This window comes from Leisingera sp. SA215 (assembly GCF_055902035.1).
Window position 1 is genome coordinate 33,537 of record NZ_JBVVXU010000026.1, and the last position, 23,457, is coordinate 56,993.

A 23,457-nucleotide genomic window follows, 5' to 3' on the forward strand; every position below is an offset into this window, starting at 1 on the left:
GACGTGAAGGCAGCAGGTGGCGTCAGACATGCGCCACCTCCATGCCATGCGCGCCGCCCATCATCAGGCCGATTTCCTCGACCGTCAGGCCCGCGGCCTCGCGCGGAGCACTCAGGCGACCTTCGTTCAATGCGGCAAAACTGTCGGAGATCTCCATCAGCTCATCCAGATCCTGACTGATGCAGATCACCGCAGCGCCCTTGGCGGCCAGATCCAGCAGCGACTGGCGGATGGCGGCGGCGGCGGCGGCATCGACGCCCCAGGTCGGCTGATTGACCACCAGCACCTCGGGGTCCTGCAGAACCTCGCGCCCGATCACGAATTTCTGCAGGTTGCCGCCGGACAGCGACCGCGCCGCATTGCCGGGGCCCGGCGTGCGGACGTCAAAGGCCTTGATGATGCGTTCGGCAAATTCCTTGGTTGCAGCCCAATCCAGAAAGCCGTTCTTTTCCAGCCCCTCGCGCACCGATCCGGTCAGCATGGCATTTTCGGTCAGGCTCATATCCGGGGCGGCGGCGTGGCCGAGCCGTTCTTCGGGGGCTGCCAGCACGCCGAGCTTGCGCCGGGCAGCGGGGCCAAGCCGGCCGATGGGCTGCCCATGCAGTTTCACCGCATCGGCGTCGGTCAGGACCTCGCCGGACAACACGCCCAGCAGCTCATCCTGGCCGTTGCCGGCCACGCCGCCAATACCGAGGATCTCGCCCTTGCGGACTTTCAGATGGAGGTTCTTCAGCGCGGTGCCGAAGGCCGAGGGGGCGGGAACCGAGAGGCCGGTAATGTCCATCGCCACATTGCCAAACTCGCGGCTGCCGCGCTGCGGGGTCAGCAGGGTGCTGCCGACCATCATTTCCGCCATGTCGCGGGCCGAGGTCCCGGCCGGGGTGCATTCGCCCACATTCTTGCCCAGGCGAAGGATCGTGGCGTGGTCGCAGAGCGTGCGGATTTCCTCCAGCTTATGCGAGATATAGAGGATCGAAGTGCCCTCGGACTGCAGTTTCTGCAGCGTCTTGAAGAGGATTTCCACCTCCTGCGGGGTCAGCACCGAGGTCGGCTCATCCATGATCAGCAGCTTCGGCTCCTGCAGCAGGCAGCGGATGATCTCGACCCGCTGGCGCTCACCGGCGGACAGATCGCCGACGGTGCGGAACGGGTCCAGCGGCAACCCGTAGGTCTCCGACACCTCGCGGATCCGGGCGGCGAGGTCGCGCAATTCCGGCGGCTTCTCCATCCCCAGCGCGATATTCTCGGCCACGTTCAGCGCGTCGAACAGCGAGAAATGCTGGAACACCATGGCGATGCCGTCGGCGCGGGCCGCGCGCGGCTCGGCCGGGGCAAAGGGCTCGCCGCGCAGAAGCATCTGGCCGCTGTCGGGCTTCACCAGCCCGTAGATCATTTTGACCAGGGTCGATTTTCCGGCGCCGTTCTCGCCGAGCAGGGCATGCACCTGGCCCTCGCCGATATCAAAGGAAACGGTGTCATTGGCCACAACCCCGGGGTAGGCCTTGGTCAGGCCTTGCAGGCTCAACAGTGGTACGGTCACGCGCGCCGGTCCTTTCTCAGTTCATCTTCTGCACTCAGCCGCAGCAGCTGGGCCGCGACGCCGACCGCAATCATCTGCGGATGTTTACCAAGCTGCGGATCGCCGATCGGGCAGGTGATCCGTGATATCTGTTCCGGGCTGTGGCCCAGGGCGGCAAGGCGCGAGCGGAACCGCGCCCATTTGGTTTTCGAACCGATCAGCCCGGCAAAGGCGAAGCCCCGCCGCAACAGCGCGTGGCATAGCGCCAGATCCAGCGCATGGGAATAGGTCAGCACCAAATGCATAGCGTTTTCAGGTGCATGCGGCACCAGAAGCGCAGGATCAGAAGCCGGAACCGTGGCGGCGCCGGGCGGGACCTGGGCCGGGAACCGGTCCGCCGTTGTGTCCACCCAGGTGATGTCCAGATCCGGCAGCGGCGCCAGCACGCCGGCCAGCGCCCGGCCCACATGGCCCGCGCCCCAGATCCACACAGGCTGGGCGGGCCTGTGCACCGGCTCGATCATCCAGCCCTCCGCCAGCTGCGGCGCCGGGGCAATGCCCTGGCTGCGGGCGGCAGCGAGGATGCGTTTCACCGGCATGGGGATGGACGGGGGCATGGACGGGGGCATCGGCGCCGGGCTGACCGGGCGGGCGATGATCTCCTCGTCCAGCGCGGCCAGATCAGCGGCGTGATAAACTTCGCTCAGCAGGGTGACCGCACCGCCGCAGCATTGCCCCAGGCCCGGCCCCAGCGCATGGGTGCTGAGCGTTCTGGCAACCGCCTGCAGGCGGGCGGCCGCTGCGGCCTCAAACTCCAGGGTGCCGCCGCCGATGGTGCCGCTCTGGCCGCCGTCCCAGACCAGCATGGCGGTGCCGGGCTCGCGCGGGGAGGAGCCGCGGATGGCGGCAATCACCACCCGCACAACGCGGCCGTGGTCCCCGACGGCCCTCCGGAGAGCTGCAACGTCAAATCCCATCACGCACTCTCCGGATGGCGCGCCAGACTTCCTCGGCGGTGGCGGGGGCATTCAGCGCCGGGTAATCCGGGCCAAAGGCTGAGACCGCATCGCTCAGTGCCAGCCATGCGGAAATGCCCAGCATGAAGGGCGGCTCCCCCACCGCCTTGGAGCGGTAGATGGTGTCTTCGCGGTTCTTGCCGCCGTAGAGGGAGACGTTGAACACATCCGGCCGGTCGGAGCAGGCGGGGATCTTGTAGGTGGAGGGCGCATGGGTGCGCAGCCGCCCGGCATCATCCCAGACCAGTTCCTCGGTGGTGAGCCAGCCGGCGCCCTGCACATAGCCGCCTTCGATCTGGCCAATGTCCAGCGCCGGATTCAGCGAGGCGCCGGCGTCATGCAGGATGTCGCAGCGCAGGATGCGGTTCTCGCCGGTCAGCGCGTCCACGGCGACCTCGGTGATGGCAGCGCCATAGGCGAAGTAAAAGAACGGGCGGCCGCAGCCCCGGATCCGGTCCCATTCCACCTTTGGGGTCTTGTAAAAGCCGGTGGCGGACAGGCTGACACGGTTTTCATAGGCCAGCTTGGCGGCTTCGGCAAAGCTCAGCACCTCGCTGCCGGCATGCACTTCGCCGTCGGCAAAACGGATGTCGCGGGTCTGGTAGCGTTCGGCCAGCAGATCCTCGATCCGGCGGCGGATCTCGTCGCAGGCGGCCTTGACCGCCATGCCGTTGAGGTCGGAGCCGGAGGAGGCGGCGGTGGCCGAGGTGTTGGGCACTTTGGCGGTGTCGGTGGCGGTGATCTTGACCATTTCCAGCGGCACGCCAAAGCGGCTGGCGGCGACCTGGGCGACCTTCTGGAACAGGCCCTGGCCCATTTCGGTGCCGCCGTGGTTCATGTGGATCGAACCGTCCTGGTAGACATGCACCAGCGCGCCCGCCTGATTGAGGTGGGTGAGGGTGAAGGAGATGCCGAATTTCACCGGCGAGAAGGCGATGCCCTTCTTGATGTATTCATGGTCCCGGTTCCAGTCCCGGACCGCGGCGCGGCGCTGGGCGTAGTCCGCGCTTTCCACCAGCTGATCGGTCATCCCGTGCAGAATGAAATCCTCGACCGGCATGTGGTAGGGGGTGGTCTGCACGCCGGCAGGCGGCTCGGGCGGGGGGGCGGGCTGCGGCGGCGCCCCGCGCGAGGCGAGGTCGGCGGTGCCATCGGCAGGCAGGCTGCGCTGGTCGCGGGGGGCGCCGGGGGCGGCCTCCGCGGTCTGCATCGGCGCGTAATAATTCAGGCGGCGCAGCTCCAGCGGGTCCAGCCCCAGGTCATGGGCGATATGGTCCATCACCCGTTCGATGCCGATCATCCCCTGCGGGCCGCCAAAGCCGCGGTAGGCGGTGGCGCTTTGCCGGTTGGTGCGCAGGCGGTGGCTCTCAATCCGGATATTGGGGATCAGATAGGCGTTGTCGGCGTGCAGCATGGCGCGGTCGGCCACCGGCAGCGACAGATCCTGCGCCCAGCCGCAATCGGCCAGATGCAGGAACTCGACCCCCAGCAGGCGGCCGCCGCCGTCGAAACCGGCCCGGTAGGAGATCCGGAAAGCATGGCGCTTGCCGGTGATCACCATGTCGTCGTCGCGGTCATAGCGCATCTTGCAAGGGCGCCCGGTGAGGCGCGCGGCGATGGCGCAGGCGACGGCCAGCGCGTTGCCCTGGCTTTCCTTGCCGCCAAAGCCGCCGCCCATGCGGCGGGTCTCGACCCTGACACTGTGCATCGGCAGGCCGATGGCGTCGGCGACCTTGTGCTGGATTTCGGTCGGGTGCTGGGTGGAGGAATGCACATGCATGCCGCCATCCTCCTGCGGCAGCGCCAGCGCCGCCTGGCCTTCGAGATAGAAATGCTCCTGGCCGCCCAGCTCGAAACGGCCCTCGACGCTGTGCGGCGCGGCATCGATGGCGGCAGCGGCATCGCCTTTGTGATAGATCCGCGGGCCTTCCTCAAACCGGCTGTCGGCGGCAAGGGCCGCGTCCAGTGTCAGCAGGGCGGGTTCCGCAGCGTAATCCACCCGGCCCTTGCGGGCGGCGATGCGGGCGTTGCGGTGGCTGTCGGCGACCACCAGAAACACCGGCTGGCCGGCATAGTTGACGGTGCCCGCCGCCAGCAGCGGCTCGTCATGGATCGAAGGGGAGACGTCGTTGGAAAACGGCAGCCCCTTGGCGGTCAGCACCGCGGCCACGCCGGGGCTGCGCTGCACATCCGTCAGGGACATGCCGGTGATATGGCCGCGGGCGATGGGCGAGGTGCCGAAGGCCAGATGCAGGGTGCCGGCGGGCGAGGGGATGTCGTCCACATAGCGTGCGGCGCCGGTCACATGCAGATGCGCCGCGTCATGGGGGAGGGGCTTTGTGACAGTCATGGCCGCACCTCCAGCACCGAGATGGCCGCGCCGTTCATTTCGGCGAAATAGCGGGAGAGCATATTGCGCGCGGTTTCCAGCCGGTATCCGGCGGAGGCGCGCATGTCGCTCATCGGGGTGAAATCCTGGTCGAAGGCGGCAGCGGCGGTCAGGACCGCCGCCCCGGTCCAGGGTTGGCCAAGGAGGGCGGCTTCCGCATGGGCGGCGCGTTTCGGGATGCCTGCCATGCCGCCGAATGCGATACGGGCGGCTGTCACGGCGCCGTTTTCGACGGTGATATTGAATGCGCCCAGCACGGCGGAAATATCCTGATCGAACCGTTTCGACAGCTTGTAGACCCGAAGCGCGTCGGGCTGGCGGTGGAAGCTGACGGCCTCCACAAATTCACCCGGCTGACGGTCCTGTTTGCCGTAATCAAGGAAGAAATCCTTTAGCGGCAGCGCGCGGCGGCTGGCGCCCTTGCGCAGGTGCAGGGTGGCATCCAGTGCGATCAGCGCGGGCGGGGTGTCGCCGATGGGGGAGCCATTGGCGATATTGCCGCCGACGGTGGCGGCGCCGCGCACCTGCTGCGATGCGAAACGGCGCAGCATTTCGGCAAAGGAGGGGTGCAGCGGTTCCATTGCCGCGCGCAGGGCGTTCAAGTCTGCCATGGCGCCGATACGGACGGCGGTGTCCGTGACCTCGATCTCTTTCAGGTCTGCGCAGCCGTCAAGGAAGATCATCTGCGGCAGATGGCGGAGATCCTTGGTGACCCAGAGGCCGACGTCGGTGGCGCCGGCCACTAGGGTTGCATCCGGGTTGGCGCTGTAGAGGTCTGCCAGCGCGTCCGCGGAGGCCGGGAGCAGCGGGGGCGCTGCCGCGGGTTTGCCGGAGGGGGGCGCTGCCCCCCGGCCTGCGGCCTCCCCCCGGAGTATTTCGGGAAAAGTGAAAGAGGTTTCTTCCGCGATCCAGTCCGGGACCGGGGCGCTGCGGGCGGCCTCGGCGGCGCGGATGATCGGGGCGTAGCCGGTGCAGCGGCAGAGGTTGCCGGCCAGCTGGTCGTCAAAATCGGTGGCGCCGTTGGTGTGGGCGGTCACCATCGACATGATGAAGCCGGGGGTGCAAAATCCGCATTGGCTGCCGTGATGGTCCACCATCGCCTGCTGCACGGGATGCAGGCTGCCGCCGGGTCCTGCCGCGCCTTCGACGGTGCGGATGGATTTGCCATGCAGTTGCGGCAGGAACAGGATGCAGGCGTTCAGTGCCTTTGAGCCGCGTTTATCGGTGACCATGACGGTGCAGGCGCCGCAATCGCCTTCGTTGCAGCCTTCTTTAGTGCCGGTGAGACCTTTGACGTCGCGCAGCCAGTCCAGCAGCGTGGACGTTGGGTCTGCGTTTTCGATCAGAACGTCGTCACCATTCAGACGAAAGGTGAGTGCCATCTTCCCGAGACCCGCCGCGTTACCCCGTTGACCCGATGTGCCTTCCTTCGATGCGGCGTAGAAGGAGAGGCGGGCTGATTATTGCTTGCTGACACCAGCCTAGGGAGCAGCCCCTTGTCAAAGCAAGAAAAACCGCCGCCGCACTGCAGTATTTATCAGCGTAAGAAAATTGCGCCGGCCGCGGGTATGGCGCTCATTTTATGATGTTTTGCCTGCGCCCTTCAAAGCACCCGTTGCTCTGCCGGAGAAAGAGTTTCAACAAAATGGATAAAATGCGGGAGTCACCATGATGGTTTTTAAGGGGGGTGGGCGCGCAGTTCGCCCTTTTACCGCATCGCGGCAATACGATAGCGTGGCGGCATGACAAGCTCTCCCCGATTCATTCATCTGCGCACCCATACCGAATACTCCTTGCTGGAAGGGGCCCTGCGGCTGAAAAAGCTGCCGGACCTGTGCAGGAAACACGGCATGCCCGCGATCGCGGTGACCGATACCAATGCCATGTTCTCGGCGCTGGAGTTTTCGGTGACGCTGTCCGGTGCAGGCATTCAGCCGATATTGGGCTGCCAGGTCGATCTGACCTTTCAGGAGGCAGAGCCGGGCGGCAAGCCGAAGCTGCCCGCGCCCCTGGTGCTGCTGGCGCAGAGCGAAGCGGGCTATGAGGGGCTGATGCGGCTGTCGTCCTGCCTTTATGTGGACAAGGGCGGGCAGCTGCCGCAGGTCACCTTGGACGATCTGGAAGCAAACAGCGCCGGGCTGATCTGCCTGTCCGGCGGGCCGGACGGACCGGTGGGGAAACTGCTTCAACAGGGCCAGCGGCCGGCGGCGCAGGCGCTGATGCAGCAGCTGAAGCGGATCTTTCCGGACCGTCTGTATGTGGAGCTGCAGCGCCACCCGGGCGAGCATGGCCAGCCGGAGGCGGAGAAGCTGACCGAGCGCGGCCATGTGGAGATGGCCTATGCGATGGAGCTGCCGCTGGTTGCGACCAACGACGTCTATTTCCCCAACACCGAGATGTTTGAGGCCCATGATGCGATGATCTGTATCGCCGAGGGCGCCTATGTCGACCAGTCGGAACCGCGCCGCCGCCTGACCGCGCAGCATTACTTCAAAAGCCAGGAGGAAATGGTTGCGCTGTTTGCCGACCTGCCCGAGGCGGTTGAAAATACGGTGGAAATCGCCAAGCGCTGCGCGTTCAAGGCCTATTTGCGGGATCCGATCCTGCCCAAATTCGCCGATGACGAGGTGTCTGAACTGCGCCGCATCGCCAATGAGGGCCTGCAGAAACGGCTGGCGGTGATCCCCCATGCGGTCAGCCCGGAGGAATATCAGGCGCGGCTGGATTTTGAGCTGGGCATTATCGAAGGCATGGGCTTCCCCGGCTATTTCCTGATCGTTGCGGACTTTATCCAATGGGGCAAGGATCAGGGTATCCCGGTGGGGCCGGGGCGGGGGTCTGGCGCGGGGTCTTTGGTGGCTTATGCGCTGACCATTACCGACCTTGACCCGTTGCGCTATTCGCTGCTGTTCGAACGGTTCCTGAACCCGGAGCGGGTGTCGATGCCCGACTTCGACATCGATTTCTGCATGGACCGCCGCGAAGAGGTGATCCGTTATGTGCAGCAGAAATACGGCCGCGACAAAGTCGGGCAGATCATCACCTTCGGTGCGCTGCTGTCCAAGGCGGCGGTGCGCGACATCGGGCGGGTTCTGCAAATGCCCTATGGCCAGGTGGACCGCCTCAGCAAGATGATCCCGGTGGAAGGGGTGAAGCCGGTTTCCATCGAAAAGGCGCTGGTGGATGAGCCGCGGCTGAAGGAAGAGGCGCGCAATGAGCCGGTGGTCGACCGGTTGCTGACCTATGGCCAGCAGGTTGAGGGGCTGCTCAGGAATGCCTCGACCCACGCGGCGGGCGTGGTGATCGGCGACCGGCCGCTGGATGCGCTGGTGCCGCTGTATCAGGATCCGCGATCCGACATGCCGGCCACCCAGTTCAACATGAAATGGGTGGAGCAGGCGGGGCTGGTGAAATTCGACTTCCTCGGTCTGAAGACCCTGACCGTCATTCAGAACGCGGTGGATCTGATCAAACAGTCGGGCCGCGACCTGCATATCAGCGAGGACGGCACGCAATTGTACGAGCCGCCCGAAGGCGCGGTGAATGAGATCAACGCCATCCCGCTGGACGACAAGGTCACCTATGACCTTTATTCGCGGGCCAAGACGGTGGCGGTGTTCCAGGTGGAATCCACCGGCATGATGGATGCGCTGAAGCGCATGAAGCCGACCTGTATCGAGGACATCGTGGCGCTGGTGGCGCTGTACCGGCCCGGTCCGATGGAGAACATCCCGACCTATTGCGAGGTGAAGAACGGCCTCAAGAAAATCCAGTCGGTGCATCCGCTGATCGACCATATCCTGGAGGAAACCCAGGGCATCATCGTCTATCAGGAACAGGTGATGCAGATTGCCCAGGTGATGGCCGGCTACAGCCTGGGCGGCGCCGACCTGCTGCGCCGGGCGATGGGCAAGAAGATCAAGGAGGCGATGGACGCCGAGCGCCCGAAGTTTGAAAAGGGCGCGGCGGAAAACGGGGTGCCTGCAAAGAAGGCCTCGGAGGTCTTCGACCTGCTGGAGAAATTCGCCAACTACGGTTTCAACAAATCGCACGCGGCGGCCTATGCGGTGGTCAGCTATCAGACCGGCTGGCTGAAGGCGAACCACCCGGTGGAGTTCATGGCCGGCGTCATGAACTGCGATATCCATCTGACCGACAAACTGGCGATCTACTTTGAAGAGGTGAAGAAGGGGCTGGGGCTGAAATACGTGCCGCCCTGCGTCAACCGGTCGATGGCGGCCTTCAACGTGGTCAAGGGTGAGCTGGTCTATGCGCTGGGCGCGCTGAAGAACGTCGGTGTCGACGTGATGCGGCTGGTCACCGAGGCGCGCAATGAGGGCGGGCATGAGCGGGTTTTCGTGAACCTGTTCGATTTTGCCCGCCGGGTGAATTTGAAGCGTGTCGGCAAGCGGCCGTTGGAGATGATGGCGCGGGCCGGGGCATTTGATCAGCTGGACCCCAACCGGCGCCGGGTGTTCGAGAGCCTGGAGGCGCTGGTCAGCTACTCTGCCGCGATCCATGACCAGAAGAACTCAAGCCAGGTGTCGCTGTTCGGCGAGGCGGGCGATGATCTGCCGGAACCGCGGCTGCCCTCGGTGCCGGACTGGCTGCCGGCCGAGCGGCTGAGCGAGGAATTCAAGGCGATCGGCTTCTACCTGTCGGGGCATCCGCTGGACGACTACATGCCCGCGCTGAAGCGCAAGGACGTGCTGACGCTGGACGAGGTCACTGCCAAGGCGGAACGCGGGCCGTTCATGGCCAAGATGGCGGGCGTGGTGGCCGGGCGGCAGGAGCGCAAATCAGCCCGCGGCAACCGCTTTGCCTTTGCCCAGCTGTCGGACCCGTCGGGCGCCTTTGAGGTGACGCTGTTTTCCGAAGTGCTGGAGAAATCCCGGGAGTTTCTGGAGACCGGCGCCAAGGTGGTGATCACTGCCGAAGCGACGATGGAGAGCGACCAGCTGAAGCTGCTGGTGCGCTCGGTCGGGCCGGTTGACAGCGCCATCGCCGACGCCGGGCGCAGCAGTTTACGGGTCTATCTGAGCGAAGCCGCCGCCGTCGGCACCGTGGCGCAGGTGCTGGAAGACGCCAAATCCGCGGCCCGCAATGCCTCGCGCGGGGAGATCTACATGTATCTGCAGGACCCGGGCCTGCCCGGCGATGTGGAAATGGAGCTGGGCCAGCCGTTCCCGATCAACCCGCAGATCAAGGGCGCGCTGAAGTCGCTGGACGGGGTGCTGGATGTGGAGGAGATCTGAGAGCGGGCGGCAGAGGCTGCCCTCAGGTCGTGCATTCGGGCAATCGCGCTGCCCGGCAGGTTATTTCCAGACCAGCTCCGCACCGCTGAGGCAGACAGGCAGGGTGTCGGGCGGCATCTGGCCCAGACCCTCGAACAGCTTGATGTAGTTCAGGCTGGAATGGATCGCGGAAATCTTGCCGTCTTCGACCTTGAAAACCATCTGGCCGTCGAAATCGAAGGGCGGGCGGTGCGGGTGGCTGGTGACATGCACGTCGAAACAGGTGATGATCCAAGGCCCGGCCTCTTCGAACACGCGAAAGGTGAACTCCGGCGCGCCGCCCAGCAAGGCCTTCATCGTGGTGACGAAATCGGAAGCAGCGAACTGTTTGCCCATCAGGTTGGACACCGGGCCGGTGGCCTCGGTTCTGTCCGAAAACATGTCCTGAAGAACAGCATCGTTGTCGCGGTACCAGACCTCTTCAAACCAAAAGCGTACCAGCTCTGCATTGCTTGTCACTGCTGCCGTCCAATTCCGTGCGTTTTTCTAAGGCTTATATGCGGGCACAAGCTCTTGCCAAGGCCCATTCCGCTTCAGCGTGCATTATCCTGCTGCAACTGCACAGGTTTTAAGCGCGCGCGGCGATAATCGCGGCCCGGTAGCCGTGACCACGCGCACGCCCGAACAGACCCCGGCAGGCGTCAGTAATGCGGCGGGCGTTCGTCGCCGAAGACCGCGCCGCCGGTGCCGCCCTGCTCGCGGCTGGCCTCGCGCTGCATCAGCATGGCGACGCGGCGGGTCAGGGTGTCGATCTCCTGCTGCTGGCGGGCGATCACGTCGCTCATCTCCTCCACGCTGCGGGTCAGATGGGCGATTTGCTCTTCCAGATGCTGCATGGGGTATCTCCTGGGGTCTGGTTTGTCTGATACAGAAGCTGGCTCCGAAAGCAAGGGGTCGCCCGCCCCGCCCCCCACGGGGCGGGCGCTGCCCTGCGCGCTTGAAACGAGCACTTCTTTTTCCGCCTCTTCGTCACCCGGCGCCGCGGCTCCTTCTTGCTGTTGCGGCCTGCTTCCGCTAGACCGCCGGGCGAGTGAAACCGCTACCCGTGAGGAGGCCTCAGATGGCCAAAGTGAAGAAACAGCCCCGCCCCAAGGCGCAAACGCCCAAGGGGTTCCGTGACTATTTCGGTGCGGAGGTGACCCAGCGCAGCGAGATGCTGCGGGCCATCGCGGGTGTGTATCATCATTACGGGTTCGAGGCGCTGGAGTCGGCGGCGGTGGAAACCGTCGAGGCGCTGGGCAAGTTCCTGCCCGATGTCGACCGCCCCAATGAGGGCGTGTTTGCCTGGCAGGAGACCGAGGACGACGGCAGTTCAAATTCCGGGGGCGACTGGATGGCGCTGCGGTATGACCTGACGGCGCCGCTGGCGCGGGTCTATGCGCAGCACCGCAATGATCTGCCGACGCCCTACCGCCGCTATGCGATGGGGCCGGTCTGGCGCAATGAGAAGCCGGGGCCGGGCCGCTTCCGTCAGTTTTATCAGTGTGACGCGGATACCGTGGGCACCGCCTCGATGGCGGCGGATGCGGAGATCTGCGCGATGCTGTCCGACACGCTGGAAACCGTCGGCATTCCGCGCGGTGATTACCTGGTGCGCGTGAACAACCGCAAGGTTCTGAACGGCGTGCTGGAGGTCATGGGTCTTGGCGCCGAAGATGCCAAGCGCGACGACGTGCTGCGCACCATCGACAAATTCGACAAGGTGGGGGAAGCGGGCGTGCGCGAGCTGCTGACCAAGGGGCGGCTGGATGCCTCCGGCGCCTATATCGACGGGGTTGGTCTCAGCGACGATCAGGCCGCGCCGGTGCTGGCCTTCCTGACCTCCAAGGCGGCGGAGGCGGCGGGCACCATTGCCAATCTGCGCGCTGCGGTGGGAGACAGTGCGGTGGGCCAGGAGGGGATTGCCGAGCTGGAGCAGATCGGAGAGCTGCTGGCTGCGGGCGGTTATGGCAAGGACCGGATCGAGATCGACCCGTCGGTGGTGCGCGGGCTTGGCTATTACACCGGGCCGGTGTTCGAGGCGGAGCTGACCTTTGAAATCCTCGACGAGAAGGGCCGCAAGCGGCAGTTCGGCTCGGTTGCGGGCGGCGGGCGCTATGACGGTCTGGTGAAACGCTTCACCGGGCAGGAGGTGCCTGCGGTGGGTGTGTCGGTCGGCGTCGACCGGCTGCTGGCGGCGCTGCATGCCAAGGGGCGGCTGACGGCCGAGGCGGCTGGCCCTGTGGTGGTCACGGTGATGGACCGCGCCCGGATGGCGGATTACCAGGCGATGGTGGCGGAGCTGCGCAATGCGGGCATCCGGGCCGAGGTTTACCTGGGCAACCCCAAGAATTTCGGCAACCAGCTGAAATATGCGGATAAGCGGAATTCACCGGTGGCGGTGATCGAAGGCGGCGACGAGAAGGCCAGCGGCGTGGTGCAGATCAAGGACCTGATCCTGGGCGCCAGAATTGCCGAAAGCGCCACATTGGAAGAGTGGAAAGAACGCCCCAGCCAGTTTGAAGTGCCGCGTACGGAACTGGTTGCCAAGGTGCGCGAAATCCTGGACGGGCAGGGCTGATCATGGCGCTTCGTTCTGACATTCAGGCCCGCGCGGCACAGCTGCGGCTCCGCTTTGAGGCTGCAGGCGCGCAGGTGGTGGATACACCGCTGCTGCAGCCGGCCGGCACGTTGCTGGATCTGTACGGCGAGGACATCCGGGCGCGTGCCTATGTGACCTCAGATGCGCTGCACGGCGAGCAGATGCTGCGCCCGGATTTCACCGTGCCGGTGGTGGAGGCGCATATGCGTCACGGCGCCGAGCCTGCGCGCTATACCTATTCCGGGGAAGTGTTCCGGCGTCAGGAGATCGACCCGGACCGGCCCAATGAATATCTGCAGGTTGGCTATGAGGTGTTTGAGCGCAACGATGCGGCGGCGGCGGATGCCGAGGTGTTTGCGCTGTTTGCGCTGCAGGTGCGCGGGCTGCCCCTGCGGGCGGCAACCGGCGATATCGGCATTCTGATGGCCGCCGTGCAAGGGCTGAACACCACGGAGAAGCGCAAGGCGGCGCTGATGCGCCATATCTGGCGGCCGCGCCGGTTCCGGGCTTTGCTGGACCGGTTTGCAGGCCGGGTGCCGGTGCCGGAGAGCCGCCGGAAGCTGCTGGAAACCGAGGGCGACCTGACCGGCTCTGCGGTGCAGCTGGGCAAACGCCGTGCGGCCGAGGTGCAGGCGCGGGTGGAGGCGCTGCGGGAAGATGCCAAATCGCCGCCGATTGCCGAGCATGAGCTGCTGGCGCTGGAGGCGCTGATGGCGGTGCGCGAAACGGTGCCCTTTGCCACCGAGCAGATGCGCGACATCGCGGTGGACCTGCCGCAGATAAACCCGGCGCTGGACCGGCTGGATGCACGCACCGCGGCGATGAAGGCGCGCGGCGTGGATGTGGATAACCTCGATTTCGAGGCGTCCTACGGGCGCACGTCGATGGAATATTATGATGGGTTTGTGTTCGGCTTCTATGCCGAGACGCGTCCGGATCTGCCGCCGATCGCCAGCGGCGGGCGGTATGATGCGCTGACCCGGCGGCTGGGGGACGGTGAGGAGATCCCGGCGGTGGGCGGTGTGCTGCGCCCCGATTTGATGCTGCAGCTTGAGGAGGCCCGCGCATGAGTCTGAAGCTGGGGGTACCGTCCAAGGGGCGGCTGATGGAAAAGACCTTTGATTGGTTTGCCAAACGCGGTGTGACCCTGTCGCGCAGCGGGTCCGACCGGGAATATGCCGGTGTGGTCGAGGGGGTTGCAAACATGGAGCTGGTGCTGCTGTCGGCGGGGGAAATCCCGCGTGAGCTGGCGGCCGGGCGGATCCATCTGGGTGTCACCGGCACCGATCTGGTGCAGGAGAAGCTGCCGCGGTTCGAACAGCAGGTTGAAACCCTGGCCAAACTGGGCTTCGGCCATGCCGACCTGATCCTGGCAGTGCCGCAGTTCTGGCTTGATGTGGACACGCTGGATGACCTGGATGCGGCGGCTTCGGCCTTTCGCGCCACGCATGGCCACCGGCTGCGGATTGCCACCAAATACCACCGGCTGGTGCGCGAATTCCTGACCGATGCCGGGGTTGCGGATTACCAGCTGGTGGACAGCCAGGGGGCAACCGAAGGCACGGTGAAGAACGAGACCGCCGAGATGGTGGCCGACATCACCTCGACCGGCGAAACCCTGCGGGCCAACCACCTGAAGCTGCTGGCAGACGGGCTGGTGCTGAAATCCCAGGCGACGCTGTGGCGCAGCCGGGTGGCCAAATACCGGCCGGACGAGAAGGCGGCGCTGAACACGCTGCTGGATCTGATGGAAGGCCGCAAGTAGGCACTGCCGCCCGCGTTCCAGCGCGGGCTCCCGCCCGGAGCAGAGGCATCACAGATGCCTCCGCCCCGGTTGGACCGGGCGCCGGGCTGACGCCCGGCGCTGGCGAGGCGTGCCGCGGGGGGAGTGCGGACAGCCTCAGATCACGCCGATTTCCGCCAGCGCCTGGGAAAGCTCCAGCGGCAGCGGCTCTTCCTGGCTTTTGCCGGCGGGCAGATCGGCGGGGGAGTCTTCGGTCTTCAGATAGCGCCAGCCCTGGAACGGCCGTTTCGGTGCGGTATGGGTCCGGTGCAGTTCCGGGTCCAGGATGATGGCGCAGCGGCGGATGCCGTCTTCTCCGGTGGCCTCATCCATGCGCAGGATGCGCTGGCGGCATTGGATCAGCCCCTTGATCACCCAGTAGATCGAGCCGCCGTTGAGAATCTCCGCCGCGCGCTTGGGCCACATGCGGGTGACATGGCGCGGCAGGCCTTCGGGCAGCTCGCGGCGGCGCATCTCCTGCCAGGCCATCAGGCTTTCGACGCTTTCGGTGCCGACCGAGAGCTTCACAAGGTTCACACGCTTATCCACAGGTTCCCCACAGAGTCGTCCAGAGTTTCAACTTTATATTGTAGCTCGACGGCCTTCGGGGGCAAGGTCTTGTGTCTTGGAGGGTGCGCCTGCAGATAAAAAATGCTAAGATTGACCTAAACGCCGTTGAGGCAGGGCGCCGCAGCGGCTATCCAGTCGCCCACTCTATATTCACGACCGACCACAGGGATTCGCCATATGAGCCGCTTTGCCGCCCCCATCGCCGAGCAGATCTGGGATATGAAATACCGTTTCAAGCAGGCCGATGGCACGCCGATCGACGTCACTGTCGAGGACAGCTGGCGGCGAATCGCACGCGATCTGGCGCGGGCGGAACAATCGCCGGATGCCTGGGAAGAGAAATTCTTTGCCGCGCTGGAAGACTTCAAATACCTGCCCGCAGGCCGCATCACTGCAGGCGCCGGCACCGCGCGCCAGGTGACGCTGTTCAACTGCTTTGTGATGGGCACCGTGCCGGACAGCATGTCGGGGATTTTCGACATGCTGAAGGAAGCGGCGCTGACCATGCAGCAGGGCGGCGGCATCGGCTATGACTTCTCGACCATCCGGCCGCGCGGCGCCGATGTGAAGGGGGTGGCGGCGGATGCCTCCGGCCCGCTGTCGTTCATGGATGTGTGGGACGCGATGTGCCGCACCATCATGTCGGCCGGCTCTCGCCGCGGCGCGATGATGGCAACCATGCGCTGCGACCACCCGGATATCGAGCAGTTCATCACCGCCAAATCCGACTCTGCCCGCCTGCGCATGTTCAACATGTCGGTGCTGGTCACCGATGATTTCATGGATGCGGTGAAGGCAGACGGTTCCTGGGACCTGCAGTTTGACGGCAAGATCTATCACACCGTGCAGGCGCGTGATCTGTGGAACAAGATCATGCAGGCGACCTATGATTACGCCGAGCCGGGCGTGATCTTCATCGACCGCATCAACAAGGCCAACAACCTGTCTTATGTCGAGCAGATTGCGGCCACCAATCCCTGCGGCGAGCAGCCGCTGCCGCCCTATGGCGCCTGTCTGCTGGGCTCGGTCAATATGGCGCGGCTGGTGGCCAATCCGTTCGAGAAAGATGCGCATCTGGACCAGGAGGCGATGCAGGAGCTGGTCGCCACCGCCGTGCGGATGATGGACAATGTGGTGGATGTGTCGAAATTCCCGCTGGAGGCGCAGGCTCAGGAAGCCAAGAACAAGCGCCGGATCGGTCTGGGTGTCACCGGCCTGGCCGATGCGCTGTTGATGCTGGGACTGGAATACGGCTCGGACGAGGCGGCGCGTCAGACCGATGAATGGCTGCACGCGATCGCCCGCGCCGCCTATCTGGCGTCGGTGGAGCTGGCCAAGGAGAAGGGGGCGTTTCCGCTGTTCGATGCCGAGGCCTACCTCAACTCCGGCAACATGCTGAACATGGACGAGGACGTGCGCGAGGCAATCCGCGAGCATGGCATCCGCAATGCGCTGCTGACCTCGATCGCGCCGACCGGCACCATTTCGCTCTATGCCGGCAATGTGTCCTCGGGCATCGAGCCGGTGTTTGCCTATGCCTATACCCGCAAGGTTCTGCAGAAGGACGGCAGCCGCACCGAGGAGGAAGTGGTCGATTACGCAGTGCAGATGTACCGCGAGAAATTCGGCGCCGACGCCAAGCTGCCCGGCTATTTCGTGAACGCCCAGACCCTGCCGCCCGCAGCCCATGTCAAGATGCAGGCGGCGGCGCAGAAATGGATCGACTCGTCGATTTCCAAGACCATCAACTGCCCCGAAGACATCTCTTTTGACGCCTTCAAGGACGTCTACATGCAGGCCTGGGACCAGGGCTGCAAGGGCTGCACCACCTACCGCCCGAACGATGTGACCGGCTCGGTCCTGTCGGTGAGCGAAAGCGCCGACACCGCACCGGGCGAAACCGCACAGGCGCCGCATGAAAGCGACAGCGCCGAGGTCGTCTATATGTCCGAGCCGCTGGACCGTCCGCAGTCGCTGGAGGGTCATACCTACAAGCTGAAGTGGCCGGACAGCGAGCATGCGATCTATCTGACCATCAACGACATCATCATCAACGGCCACCGCCGCCCGTTCGAGGTCTTCATCAACTCCAAGAACATGGAGCATTACGCCTGGACGCTGGCGCTGACGCGGATGATCTCGGCGGTGTTCCGCCGCGGCGGCGACGTGTCTTTTGTGGTGGAAGAGCTGAAAGCGGTGTTCGACCCGCGCGGCGGCGCCTGGGTGCAGGGCAAGTATATCCCCTCGATCCTGGCGGCGATCGGCGGGGTGATTGAGACCCACATGATCAAGACCGGCTTTTTGGAAGGCGAGGGCATGGGGCTTAAATCCGACCCGCAAGCACAGGTGGTAAACCTGAACGCCCCGCGCGGCAAAGCCTGTCCCAGCTGCGGCCAGTTCGATATGCAGATGGTCGAGGGCTGCATGACCTGCCGCAGCTGCGGCCATTCTAAGTGCGGCTGAGAGCAGGGGGCTTCAGATGTATGTGTAATTGAAAGGACTAATTGTCCTTTTGGGGTGGTTTTTTGGCCATTCTGATAAGCACAACGTGACCACCGGGCGGAAACGCCCGGTTTTCGCAGCTTGAGCTCCTGAAGCATGATGCCCGAGGTTCGACTCTGTCCCAAGGGATATGGTGCGGGAGGAGTGCCGCCCAAAACCGAATTCGAAGAAATTCTTATCTGGTTTCGAATTCTCCAGAACAGGTGGCAAGCCAATTGCTCCTTGTCGAGTGTGGTGCGGTTGACCCTGGACCAGTGGGTCGTCCGGAACAGTGTAGCTTCCGTGGGATCAACGTGTTGAGTGGCGCAGCTGTTGTCTGTTGGCCAAGGCGATAGGTCGTCTCACTGGGATTGAAAACCCGATGGCACTTGTACTGATCAGATCTTTCGCGAGCGGAAACGCAAATGGGGCGGCCAAAGGCCACCCCACTTCTCGTCTTTTTTGTCTGGCTTATGTACGGGTTACTGTTCGTGCGCGTAGCGCTGCCTCTATCCGGGCATAGGCTATGAGAGCCTCGTGGTGCAAATGTCTACCATCACAGCAAGCGTAAGGGATCAAAGTACTCCCTGATCTGACCACCAAAAAATAGCCATCGGCCGGGCTGAAATGTCCATTTCGCAAGCGAAATAAGTCAATCGGGCGGAAACGCCCGATTTTCTCGTTTCAGGACCCGCTGTGAGGTAAATGGCGGTTCGGCACTCTGAATGAGGATATGGGGCGGGGTTTTGCGGACAAAAAACGAATTGAAGAATTTTCGTCGGCGACGGTCATTCCAACGTTCGGCTGCAAAGCCAGACCGACCAACCTCTGGGGTGTACTTGGTGAAAGCTCTGCCTATGTATTTTGAGGTGTATCAGCACATCATCATGCCCTGAGATGAAGGCCTTAACCCTGTCCCAGTTTTTCAACAAAAAAAGGGCGGCTCACGCCGCCCCTCAAGACCTTTTTCACTCGCTCTCAGATGTTCGCCAGGCCCGTATCGCGCTTTCGACGCGCGCATAGGCCTTCAACACCTCATGCCTCGAATGGTGTCCATCGCATGCTGCGCATCGGTACTTTTTCTCGCTCGTCTCTTGGAACTTGTAGCCCAACGCGAAGAACGCCTCCACAGCGACTGGAGCCAGGCTGATCGATTGCGAAGCCGTAGCGATGACGGCAAGGCCGGCGATCTCGCGACCGCGTTGAGTGTGATGCCGATCAATTAGGACCCGTGCCTTCGACAAGGGGAAATTTTGATTCAGCCAAAGCGAGACATCGCAGATATCCTGCTCGAGACCGAAGGCGCCCGGGTTCTCTCTAAGTCGCTTTTCGCGGAAAAACTGTAGCACACAACGCGGCTCAGAGGGCATGGCGAAAGCTCCCGTAAAGCTCGCTGATCCGGGCGCCGTGCCATCGGGTTGTGTCGGATGCTGCGAAGTTTCGCTCGACACCGATGCGGTCGAGCGAAGACAGCGTCTGTTCCGCGAGGACGCGGCCGATATCGTGCAAGGCGTCTTCGACAGCATCTGCATCCGGAAACGGTTGGCTGAATGCGCTATGCAGACGGCACAGCGCTTCAAAGCCCGCGGGATCGTCGAGCGCGTCGAGCAGATCGCACAGACTGGCACCATTTCGGCGCAGATGCCTTTCTGTCGCGGCGACCGCATCATAGCGGGCCTGGCTGATATTCGTGGTGTTGGTGTTGAGCATGTCTGTCTCCCTTGCATGCGTGAAAAATGCGGGTGGTGCCTTTTCTGCGGCGTCATCATCACGGCGTTCGGGAGATCCCTGGGGGCATGTTCCTTTCAGTTGGTTGTAGAGGCTGGTGCTGGTGGTGGTGCTGGTGAAGAGAACATTGGTCGTTCTATTGAGTGACGAAGAAGAAATCTGCCGACGGGGTGAATTCTCTTGTTCGAGGTCGGAGGCAAAGAAGCGGTCTTGGGCCTGCGCATCACAGCTTTCCATCGGCCGAGAGAATGTCGGCGGCCGGGCGGGACGCATGGCCGCCGATGCATGTCATGCCGCGCTCTGTTTCAGGAGGCTGAGGGCCGACGCAACACGATCGGCGTCCAATTCGCCGATATCGATCAAGAGGTCATAGAGCCGGTCTGCAAGCAGGCAGAATTCTTCTACCTCGGCGCTTGCGGGATCGAGAAGGATCCAGGAGGACAGGTCTGGTTCGAACGCTTCGATCACTGGATCGAGGGACAGGAGCCGATGCAGATCGACCAGCCTGCGCCGCGTTGTACGGTCGAGCCGCGATGCTTCACGCAGGGCCGAAATGAGACGCAGGACGCGAGCGCAGCCAGTCTCACCGTCGATCAGCTCTGCGGCATTGCAGAGGGCAGTTCCGTGCTTGGCGAAATGTTCACGGACGAGGGCGAGTTGCGGGTCTGCGGACAGTGTCGTCGTGGGAAATTTGCACAACAAGATGGGCCTCCGATTTGTTGCGTCTGCCGTTCATGGCAGCATCAAGCCTGTCCGTGTCCTAAGGTTTGCGTTTGCGTTGTGGCCGCTTCATTTCTGCTTCTCGACATGGACATTGGCCAACTACCCGGAGGACGAAGAAAAAACTTCGATACTCTGAAAGCCCGCCGCCGAAGATCTCAAGCCAAGCCATCCCGGTTTGAGCTGACGCCGTGCTGCGGCTGTCGCTTGTGCTCAGAAATACAATGCCCACCGACCTTATTTTCAAACCCTCCCTTCCAAGGGCGGAGGAGGTCCAGCGATGCTCCGAGGCTGGTATGTTGAAGTTTTTCAGGTTTTGGTCAGAAAAAGCTTCTGTCGAACCACGACCATTCCATTTCCTGTGTATGACGGACGGGCATGGAGATGCCGTCGACGACTGCACGGAGAGCGAAAAGAAAGGAGATGGCACAAGTTCCAGATGACCTGGACGCTCACGAAATTTGTACATCACTGAAGACGCAGCGCGCTGCTGGGATCTGATCATTCCCCAGAGATGTTGGCATTCATTTGAGTGGAAGCCGAAACGTGCATCCGAGACGCCACCCCATTTCGTCTGTCAAAGAAGGCTGACCTTGGCGGCCTTCAATTTCCCGGCCACCGACGGGAGACGACCACGAGCGCGGTGGCGCTCGTTCCAACCGCAGCGGAAAACAGTCACTTTGATAGCGCAAGCTTTGAGTTTCAATTTTATAACCAAGCGGCCCGGGCAGCTGACAGGGTAACTCTGACGCGCGTAGCCTGCGGTCGGAGGTTGCTCGGCGTGTTTACCCTAAGCATGGCAATCTCATTGAAAAACCGCTTTCGAGATTTCAGGTCGGCAACGGCAGGCGATGTGCCCGGCGTTTTCGACCAGAGCCGACGTTCGTGGAGCACTCCCCGAGCGGCGGCAATGGGCAGTTTTTCCCGCGCGAGTTTGCTGCGGCTGCAAAGTGCTGCAACTGCTCGCTCGGTAGATTGGGCTCATACCGGACCTTCTCCGCAGTCGCACCACGGCGTGCTACCCTGAACCACCAACGTCGTGTTGGTGCTGGGGCGGATCGTGGCGGATGGGAGTATCCATCATGACCATCGCTAACCTACCCGCCATTCGCGCATGTCGCCCGCCTGGAACAAGGGCCGCGTCGTCGGCCAAAAGCGTCCCCTCGTGCCGAAACACGTCTGGGCCATCTGGGTGCGTCTCGAGATCGCAAAGAACCATCGTGACTTGGCGCTATTCAACCTCGCCATCGACAGCAAGCTGCGCGGGTGCGACCTCGTCAAGCTGAAGGTCGCCGACATCTATGTCTCCGGTCAGGTCAAGGAACGCGCGTCGGTCATCCAGAGCAAGACCCAACGGCCGGTGCGCTTCGAGATCACCGAAGGCACGCGCAAATCGATCCTGCGCTGGATGGAGGAACCGCTGATGATCGGTCCCGAATACCTCTGGCCAGGGCGGTTTCACGAACGGCTGCACATTTCGACGCGCCAGTATGCCCGGCTGGTTCGAGAGTGGGGGTGGTCCATCGGGCTCGATCCGACGTCCTACGGGACGCATTCAAGGCGCCGGACAAAAGTCGCTTACATCTACCGCAAGACCGGCAATTTACGAGCTGTTCAGCTTCTGCTGGGTCATACCAAGATGGACAGCACCGTTCGGTATCTCGGCGTCGAACTTGAAAATGCCCTGGCGATTGCTGAGGCGGTCGAGATTTGAACAGCTTGGGCCGTTCCGAAGGGACGGCCCTGAACGGACATTCGTTGTCCCCATTGGTGCTGCGATGCAGCTTCCCCGAACCGGCCTTTCGAAGCACCGTACAGAATGTTCGGACAGGGAGGAATCAGCAAGGCAAGGGTTTCACGAGTTTGATCAACGACTCAGATAATCGCGATCTCCAGACCCAAGCCGAGCGATTTGGAGATTTGCTCTAAGTTCCGCTTCTTTTGATCAGTGCTGCTGTGGGTTTTGATGAAGTAGGGCGGCACCTCAATGTCGTTGTACTTTTTTGACTTTTCCTTGGCCGCAATGTTCTCGCCATTCACGAGAACCCCGACACTTGCCACCCGCTCGCACCCAATACGCTCGATCACTTTTGCGAGCGTCTGCGCGGCCGTTTTCTCTGCCAAGGTCGATCCGTCATTGAATGTTACCAAGAGCCTCGTACGAGAGGCTTTAGACGCAGAAAGAATTGTTCGTGCGGTTTGAAATTCTTGCTCGGCATCCTCTTCAGTTTCATCTTCGGAGAAAGTCTCCAGCCATTCGTTCGCCAAGGTCTCGACCCGATCACAGAACGCTTGAAGCTGTCTGCCGCGATCCGTCAAGGCCTTTGCTTCTTCGTACCGTGATCCTCGGAAAAGCTCGCTGCCTTGAGAGTTGAGGTCCTCGACTGCGGTCTCCAGTTCGAGTTTCATCAGTTCAAATGCCGTTGAAACGCTACTCATATGATTTCTCTCATGTGAAATTGGGTGCCCAAAATTCATGATGGCTGAAAACCGCCTCGGCTCGGCAGCGCATACTGCGAAGTTACAAGAAGTCCAACCTGGTCGCCAAGCTATCCTTTTCCAAGGCTATCCTCCCTGTGAGACTCTCGCAAGATCCTGGATGTGGAAGCGCCTTGCGCAGGTGCAGGACTTACGGCGGGGCGGCTGCAGCAACGCGTCGTCACCAGCGGTTCATGGCGATCCCGGCCCTGAGCCGCCGTTAATCATCACCCTCCACCGCTGCGGTGCGGCCCGCCAATCCAGACTTTCGCTGCACCCGCGAAATTTCAGAGGTAGCGAATTCACAGTCTGCGGGAGTTCCGGACATTCGCCTGCGCAGCAGGTTGCACCAAACTGGAGTTCGTCCCGATATCCGGACAGTTTGATTATTGACCCTATGCTGCGCTTTTCCAAGTCATGGTTTCGTAGGCTTGCGCGGGGGTTAGGTAGCCGATTGCGGAATGACGCCGCTGGCGATTGTAGAAGACCTCAATGTATTCGAAGATCGCCGCCTTTGCCTGGACGCGCGTTTTGAAGCGCTCCCTATGAACCAGTTCCTTTTTCAGTGATGCGAAGAAACTTTCCATTGGAGCGTTATCCAGGCATTCGCCCGTACGGCTCATGGATTGCGTGATGCGTGCCGCCCCGAGCAATTTGCGGTATTCTTCTCCTGCGTATTGCACGCCGCGATCCGAATGATGAATGAGCCCTGGAACCGGTCCACGGCGCCCCAGGGCCATGTTCAAGGCATCACAGCACAGTTCGGATCGTAGATGATCGTCCATTGCCCAGCCGACGATTTCACGTGTTGCCATGTCTTTGATAGCGGCGGCGTAGAGCCATCCTTCGTCCGTATCGACGTAAGTAATGTCAGCAAGCCAAACCCGGTTTGGAACGG

Annotated in this window: 17 protein-coding genes and 1 pseudogene; 6 read left to right on the forward strand and 12 right to left on the reverse strand. The window is 62.8% G+C overall.

The window, feature by feature from the left end; translation table 11 throughout:
• Nucleotides 1-22 precede the first annotated feature (22 nt).
• Genes AC0KW6_RS19530 through xdhA form a run of 4 tightly spaced genes read right to left on the reverse strand, consistent with a single transcriptional unit; the run spans nucleotide 23 to nucleotide 6,306 of the window.
• Entirely contained in the window at nucleotides 23-1,540 is a 1,518-nt protein-coding gene (locus AC0KW6_RS19530; protein ID WP_474035776.1) for an ABC transporter ATP-binding protein, read from the reverse strand.
• On the reverse strand, nucleotides 1,537-2,496 hold the full coding sequence (xdhC, locus tag AC0KW6_RS19535) for a xanthine dehydrogenase accessory protein XdhC (RefSeq protein ID WP_474035778.1): 960 nt from the start codon (nucleotides 2,494-2,496) through the stop codon (nucleotides 1,537-1,539). The genes AC0KW6_RS19530 and xdhC overlap by 4 nt, the downstream gene beginning before the upstream one ends.
• Nucleotides 2,486-4,885 carry a xanthine dehydrogenase molybdopterin binding subunit gene (gene xdhB, locus AC0KW6_RS19540; RefSeq protein ID WP_474035779.1) on the reverse strand — a complete coding sequence of 800 codons (2,400 nt, stop codon included), beginning with the start codon at nucleotides 4,883-4,885 and terminating at the stop codon, nucleotides 2,486-2,488. Before xdhB ends, xdhC begins: the two co-directional genes overlap by 11 nt.
• Nucleotides 4,882-6,306, reverse strand: coding sequence for a xanthine dehydrogenase small subunit (gene xdhA, locus AC0KW6_RS19545; protein ID WP_474035780.1), 1,425 nt, complete (start codon nucleotides 6,304-6,306; stop codon nucleotides 4,882-4,884). The genes xdhB and xdhA overlap by 4 nt, the downstream gene beginning before the upstream one ends.
• A gap of 360 nt (nucleotides 6,307-6,666) precedes the next feature.
• Between xdhA and dnaE the strand changes: the two genes are divergently transcribed.
• Complete coding sequence (gene dnaE / locus AC0KW6_RS19550; RefSeq protein ID WP_474035781.1) at nucleotides 6,667-10,179, forward strand: DNA polymerase III subunit alpha; 3,513 nt, start codon at nucleotides 6,667-6,669, stop codon at nucleotides 10,177-10,179.
• A 60-nt stretch (nucleotides 10,180-10,239) separates the two neighbouring features.
• Here dnaE and AC0KW6_RS19555 read toward each other — a convergent pair whose 3' ends face one another.
• Both AC0KW6_RS19555 and AC0KW6_RS19560 read right to left on the reverse strand, forming a co-directional pair.
• Nucleotides 10,240-10,677 (reverse strand): nuclear transport factor 2 family protein, encoded by a 438-nt coding sequence (locus AC0KW6_RS19555; RefSeq protein WP_323783940.1) that lies wholly within the window; start codon nucleotides 10,675-10,677, stop codon nucleotides 10,240-10,242.
• A 182-nt stretch (nucleotides 10,678-10,859) separates the two neighbouring features.
• Nucleotides 10,860-11,054, reverse strand: a complete 195-nt coding sequence (locus AC0KW6_RS19560; RefSeq protein ID WP_474035783.1) for a SlyX family protein — start codon at nucleotides 11,052-11,054, stop codon at nucleotides 10,860-10,862.
• A 224-nt stretch (nucleotides 11,055-11,278) separates the two neighbouring features.
• On the opposite strand from AC0KW6_RS19560, the gene hisS reads away from it, so the two are divergent.
• From hisS to hisG, 3 genes are read left to right on the forward strand one after another with little or no spacing between them, the layout of a single operon-like run.
• Entirely contained in the window at nucleotides 11,279-12,778 is a 1,500-nt protein-coding gene (gene hisS, locus AC0KW6_RS19565; protein ID WP_474035785.1) for a histidine--tRNA ligase, read from the forward strand.
• A 2-nt stretch (nucleotides 12,779-12,780) separates the two neighbouring features.
• Nucleotides 12,781-13,869 (forward strand): ATP phosphoribosyltransferase regulatory subunit, encoded by a 1,089-nt coding sequence (locus AC0KW6_RS19570; protein WP_323781601.1) that lies wholly within the window; start codon nucleotides 12,781-12,783, stop codon nucleotides 13,867-13,869.
• The gene (hisG, locus tag AC0KW6_RS19575) at nucleotides 13,866-14,564 is read left to right on the forward strand and encodes an ATP phosphoribosyltransferase (RefSeq protein ID WP_323781604.1); all 699 of its coding nucleotides are present in this window, start codon (nucleotides 13,866-13,868) and stop codon (nucleotides 14,562-14,564) included. The genes AC0KW6_RS19570 and hisG overlap by 4 nt, the downstream gene beginning before the upstream one ends.
• Before the next feature lie 135 nt (nucleotides 14,565-14,699).
• Here the strand turns inward: hisG and AC0KW6_RS19580 are convergent, their stop codons facing one another.
• Complete coding sequence (locus tag AC0KW6_RS19580) at nucleotides 14,700-15,131, reverse strand: DUF1489 family protein (protein WP_323781607.1); 432 nt, start codon at nucleotides 15,129-15,131, stop codon at nucleotides 14,700-14,702.
• A gap of 198 nt (nucleotides 15,132-15,329) precedes the next feature.
• Here AC0KW6_RS19580 and AC0KW6_RS19585 point away from each other — a divergent pair, with 198 nt between their 5' ends.
• Nucleotides 15,330-17,615 carry an adenosylcobalamin-dependent ribonucleoside-diphosphate reductase gene (locus AC0KW6_RS19585; protein ID WP_474035787.1) on the forward strand — a complete coding sequence of 762 codons (2,286 nt, stop codon included), beginning with the start codon at nucleotides 15,330-15,332 and terminating at the stop codon, nucleotides 17,613-17,615.
• Nucleotides 17,616-18,601: 986 nt separating this feature from the next.
• On the opposite strand, the gene AC0KW6_RS19590 is transcribed toward AC0KW6_RS19585, so the two are convergent.
• Genes AC0KW6_RS19590 through AC0KW6_RS19600 form a run of 3 tightly spaced genes read right to left on the reverse strand, consistent with a single transcriptional unit; the run spans nucleotide 18,602 to nucleotide 20,063 of the window.
• Nucleotides 18,602-19,003 carry a hypothetical protein gene (locus AC0KW6_RS19590; protein ID WP_474035789.1) on the reverse strand — a complete coding sequence of 134 codons (402 nt, stop codon included), beginning with the start codon at nucleotides 19,001-19,003 and terminating at the stop codon, nucleotides 18,602-18,604.
• Nucleotides 18,993-19,634 carry a hypothetical protein gene (locus AC0KW6_RS19595; RefSeq protein ID WP_474035790.1) on the reverse strand — a complete coding sequence of 214 codons (642 nt, stop codon included), beginning with the start codon at nucleotides 19,632-19,634 and terminating at the stop codon, nucleotides 18,993-18,995. Before AC0KW6_RS19595 ends, AC0KW6_RS19590 begins: the two co-directional genes overlap by 11 nt.
• Before the next feature lie 15 nt (nucleotides 19,635-19,649).
• The gene (locus AC0KW6_RS19600) at nucleotides 19,650-20,063 is read right to left on the reverse strand and encodes a hypothetical protein (protein ID WP_474035791.1); all 414 of its coding nucleotides are present in this window, start codon (nucleotides 20,061-20,063) and stop codon (nucleotides 19,650-19,652) included.
• 1,100 nt (nucleotides 20,064-21,163) lie between these two features.
• Between AC0KW6_RS19600 and AC0KW6_RS19605 the strand changes: the two are divergent.
• A pseudogene (locus AC0KW6_RS19605) lies at nucleotides 21,164-21,795 on the forward strand (tyrosine-type recombinase/integrase).
• 161 nt (nucleotides 21,796-21,956) lie between these two features.
• Here AC0KW6_RS19605 and AC0KW6_RS19610 read toward each other — a convergent pair.
• On the reverse strand, nucleotides 21,957-22,490 hold the full coding sequence (locus AC0KW6_RS19610) for a hypothetical protein (protein ID WP_474035792.1): 534 nt from the start codon (nucleotides 22,488-22,490) through the stop codon (nucleotides 21,957-21,959).
• A gap of 464 nt (nucleotides 22,491-22,954) precedes the next feature.
• On the reverse strand, nucleotides 22,955-23,457 hold a 503-nt coding region (locus AC0KW6_RS19615; protein ID WP_474035266.1), incomplete at its 5' end, for an IS3 family transposase.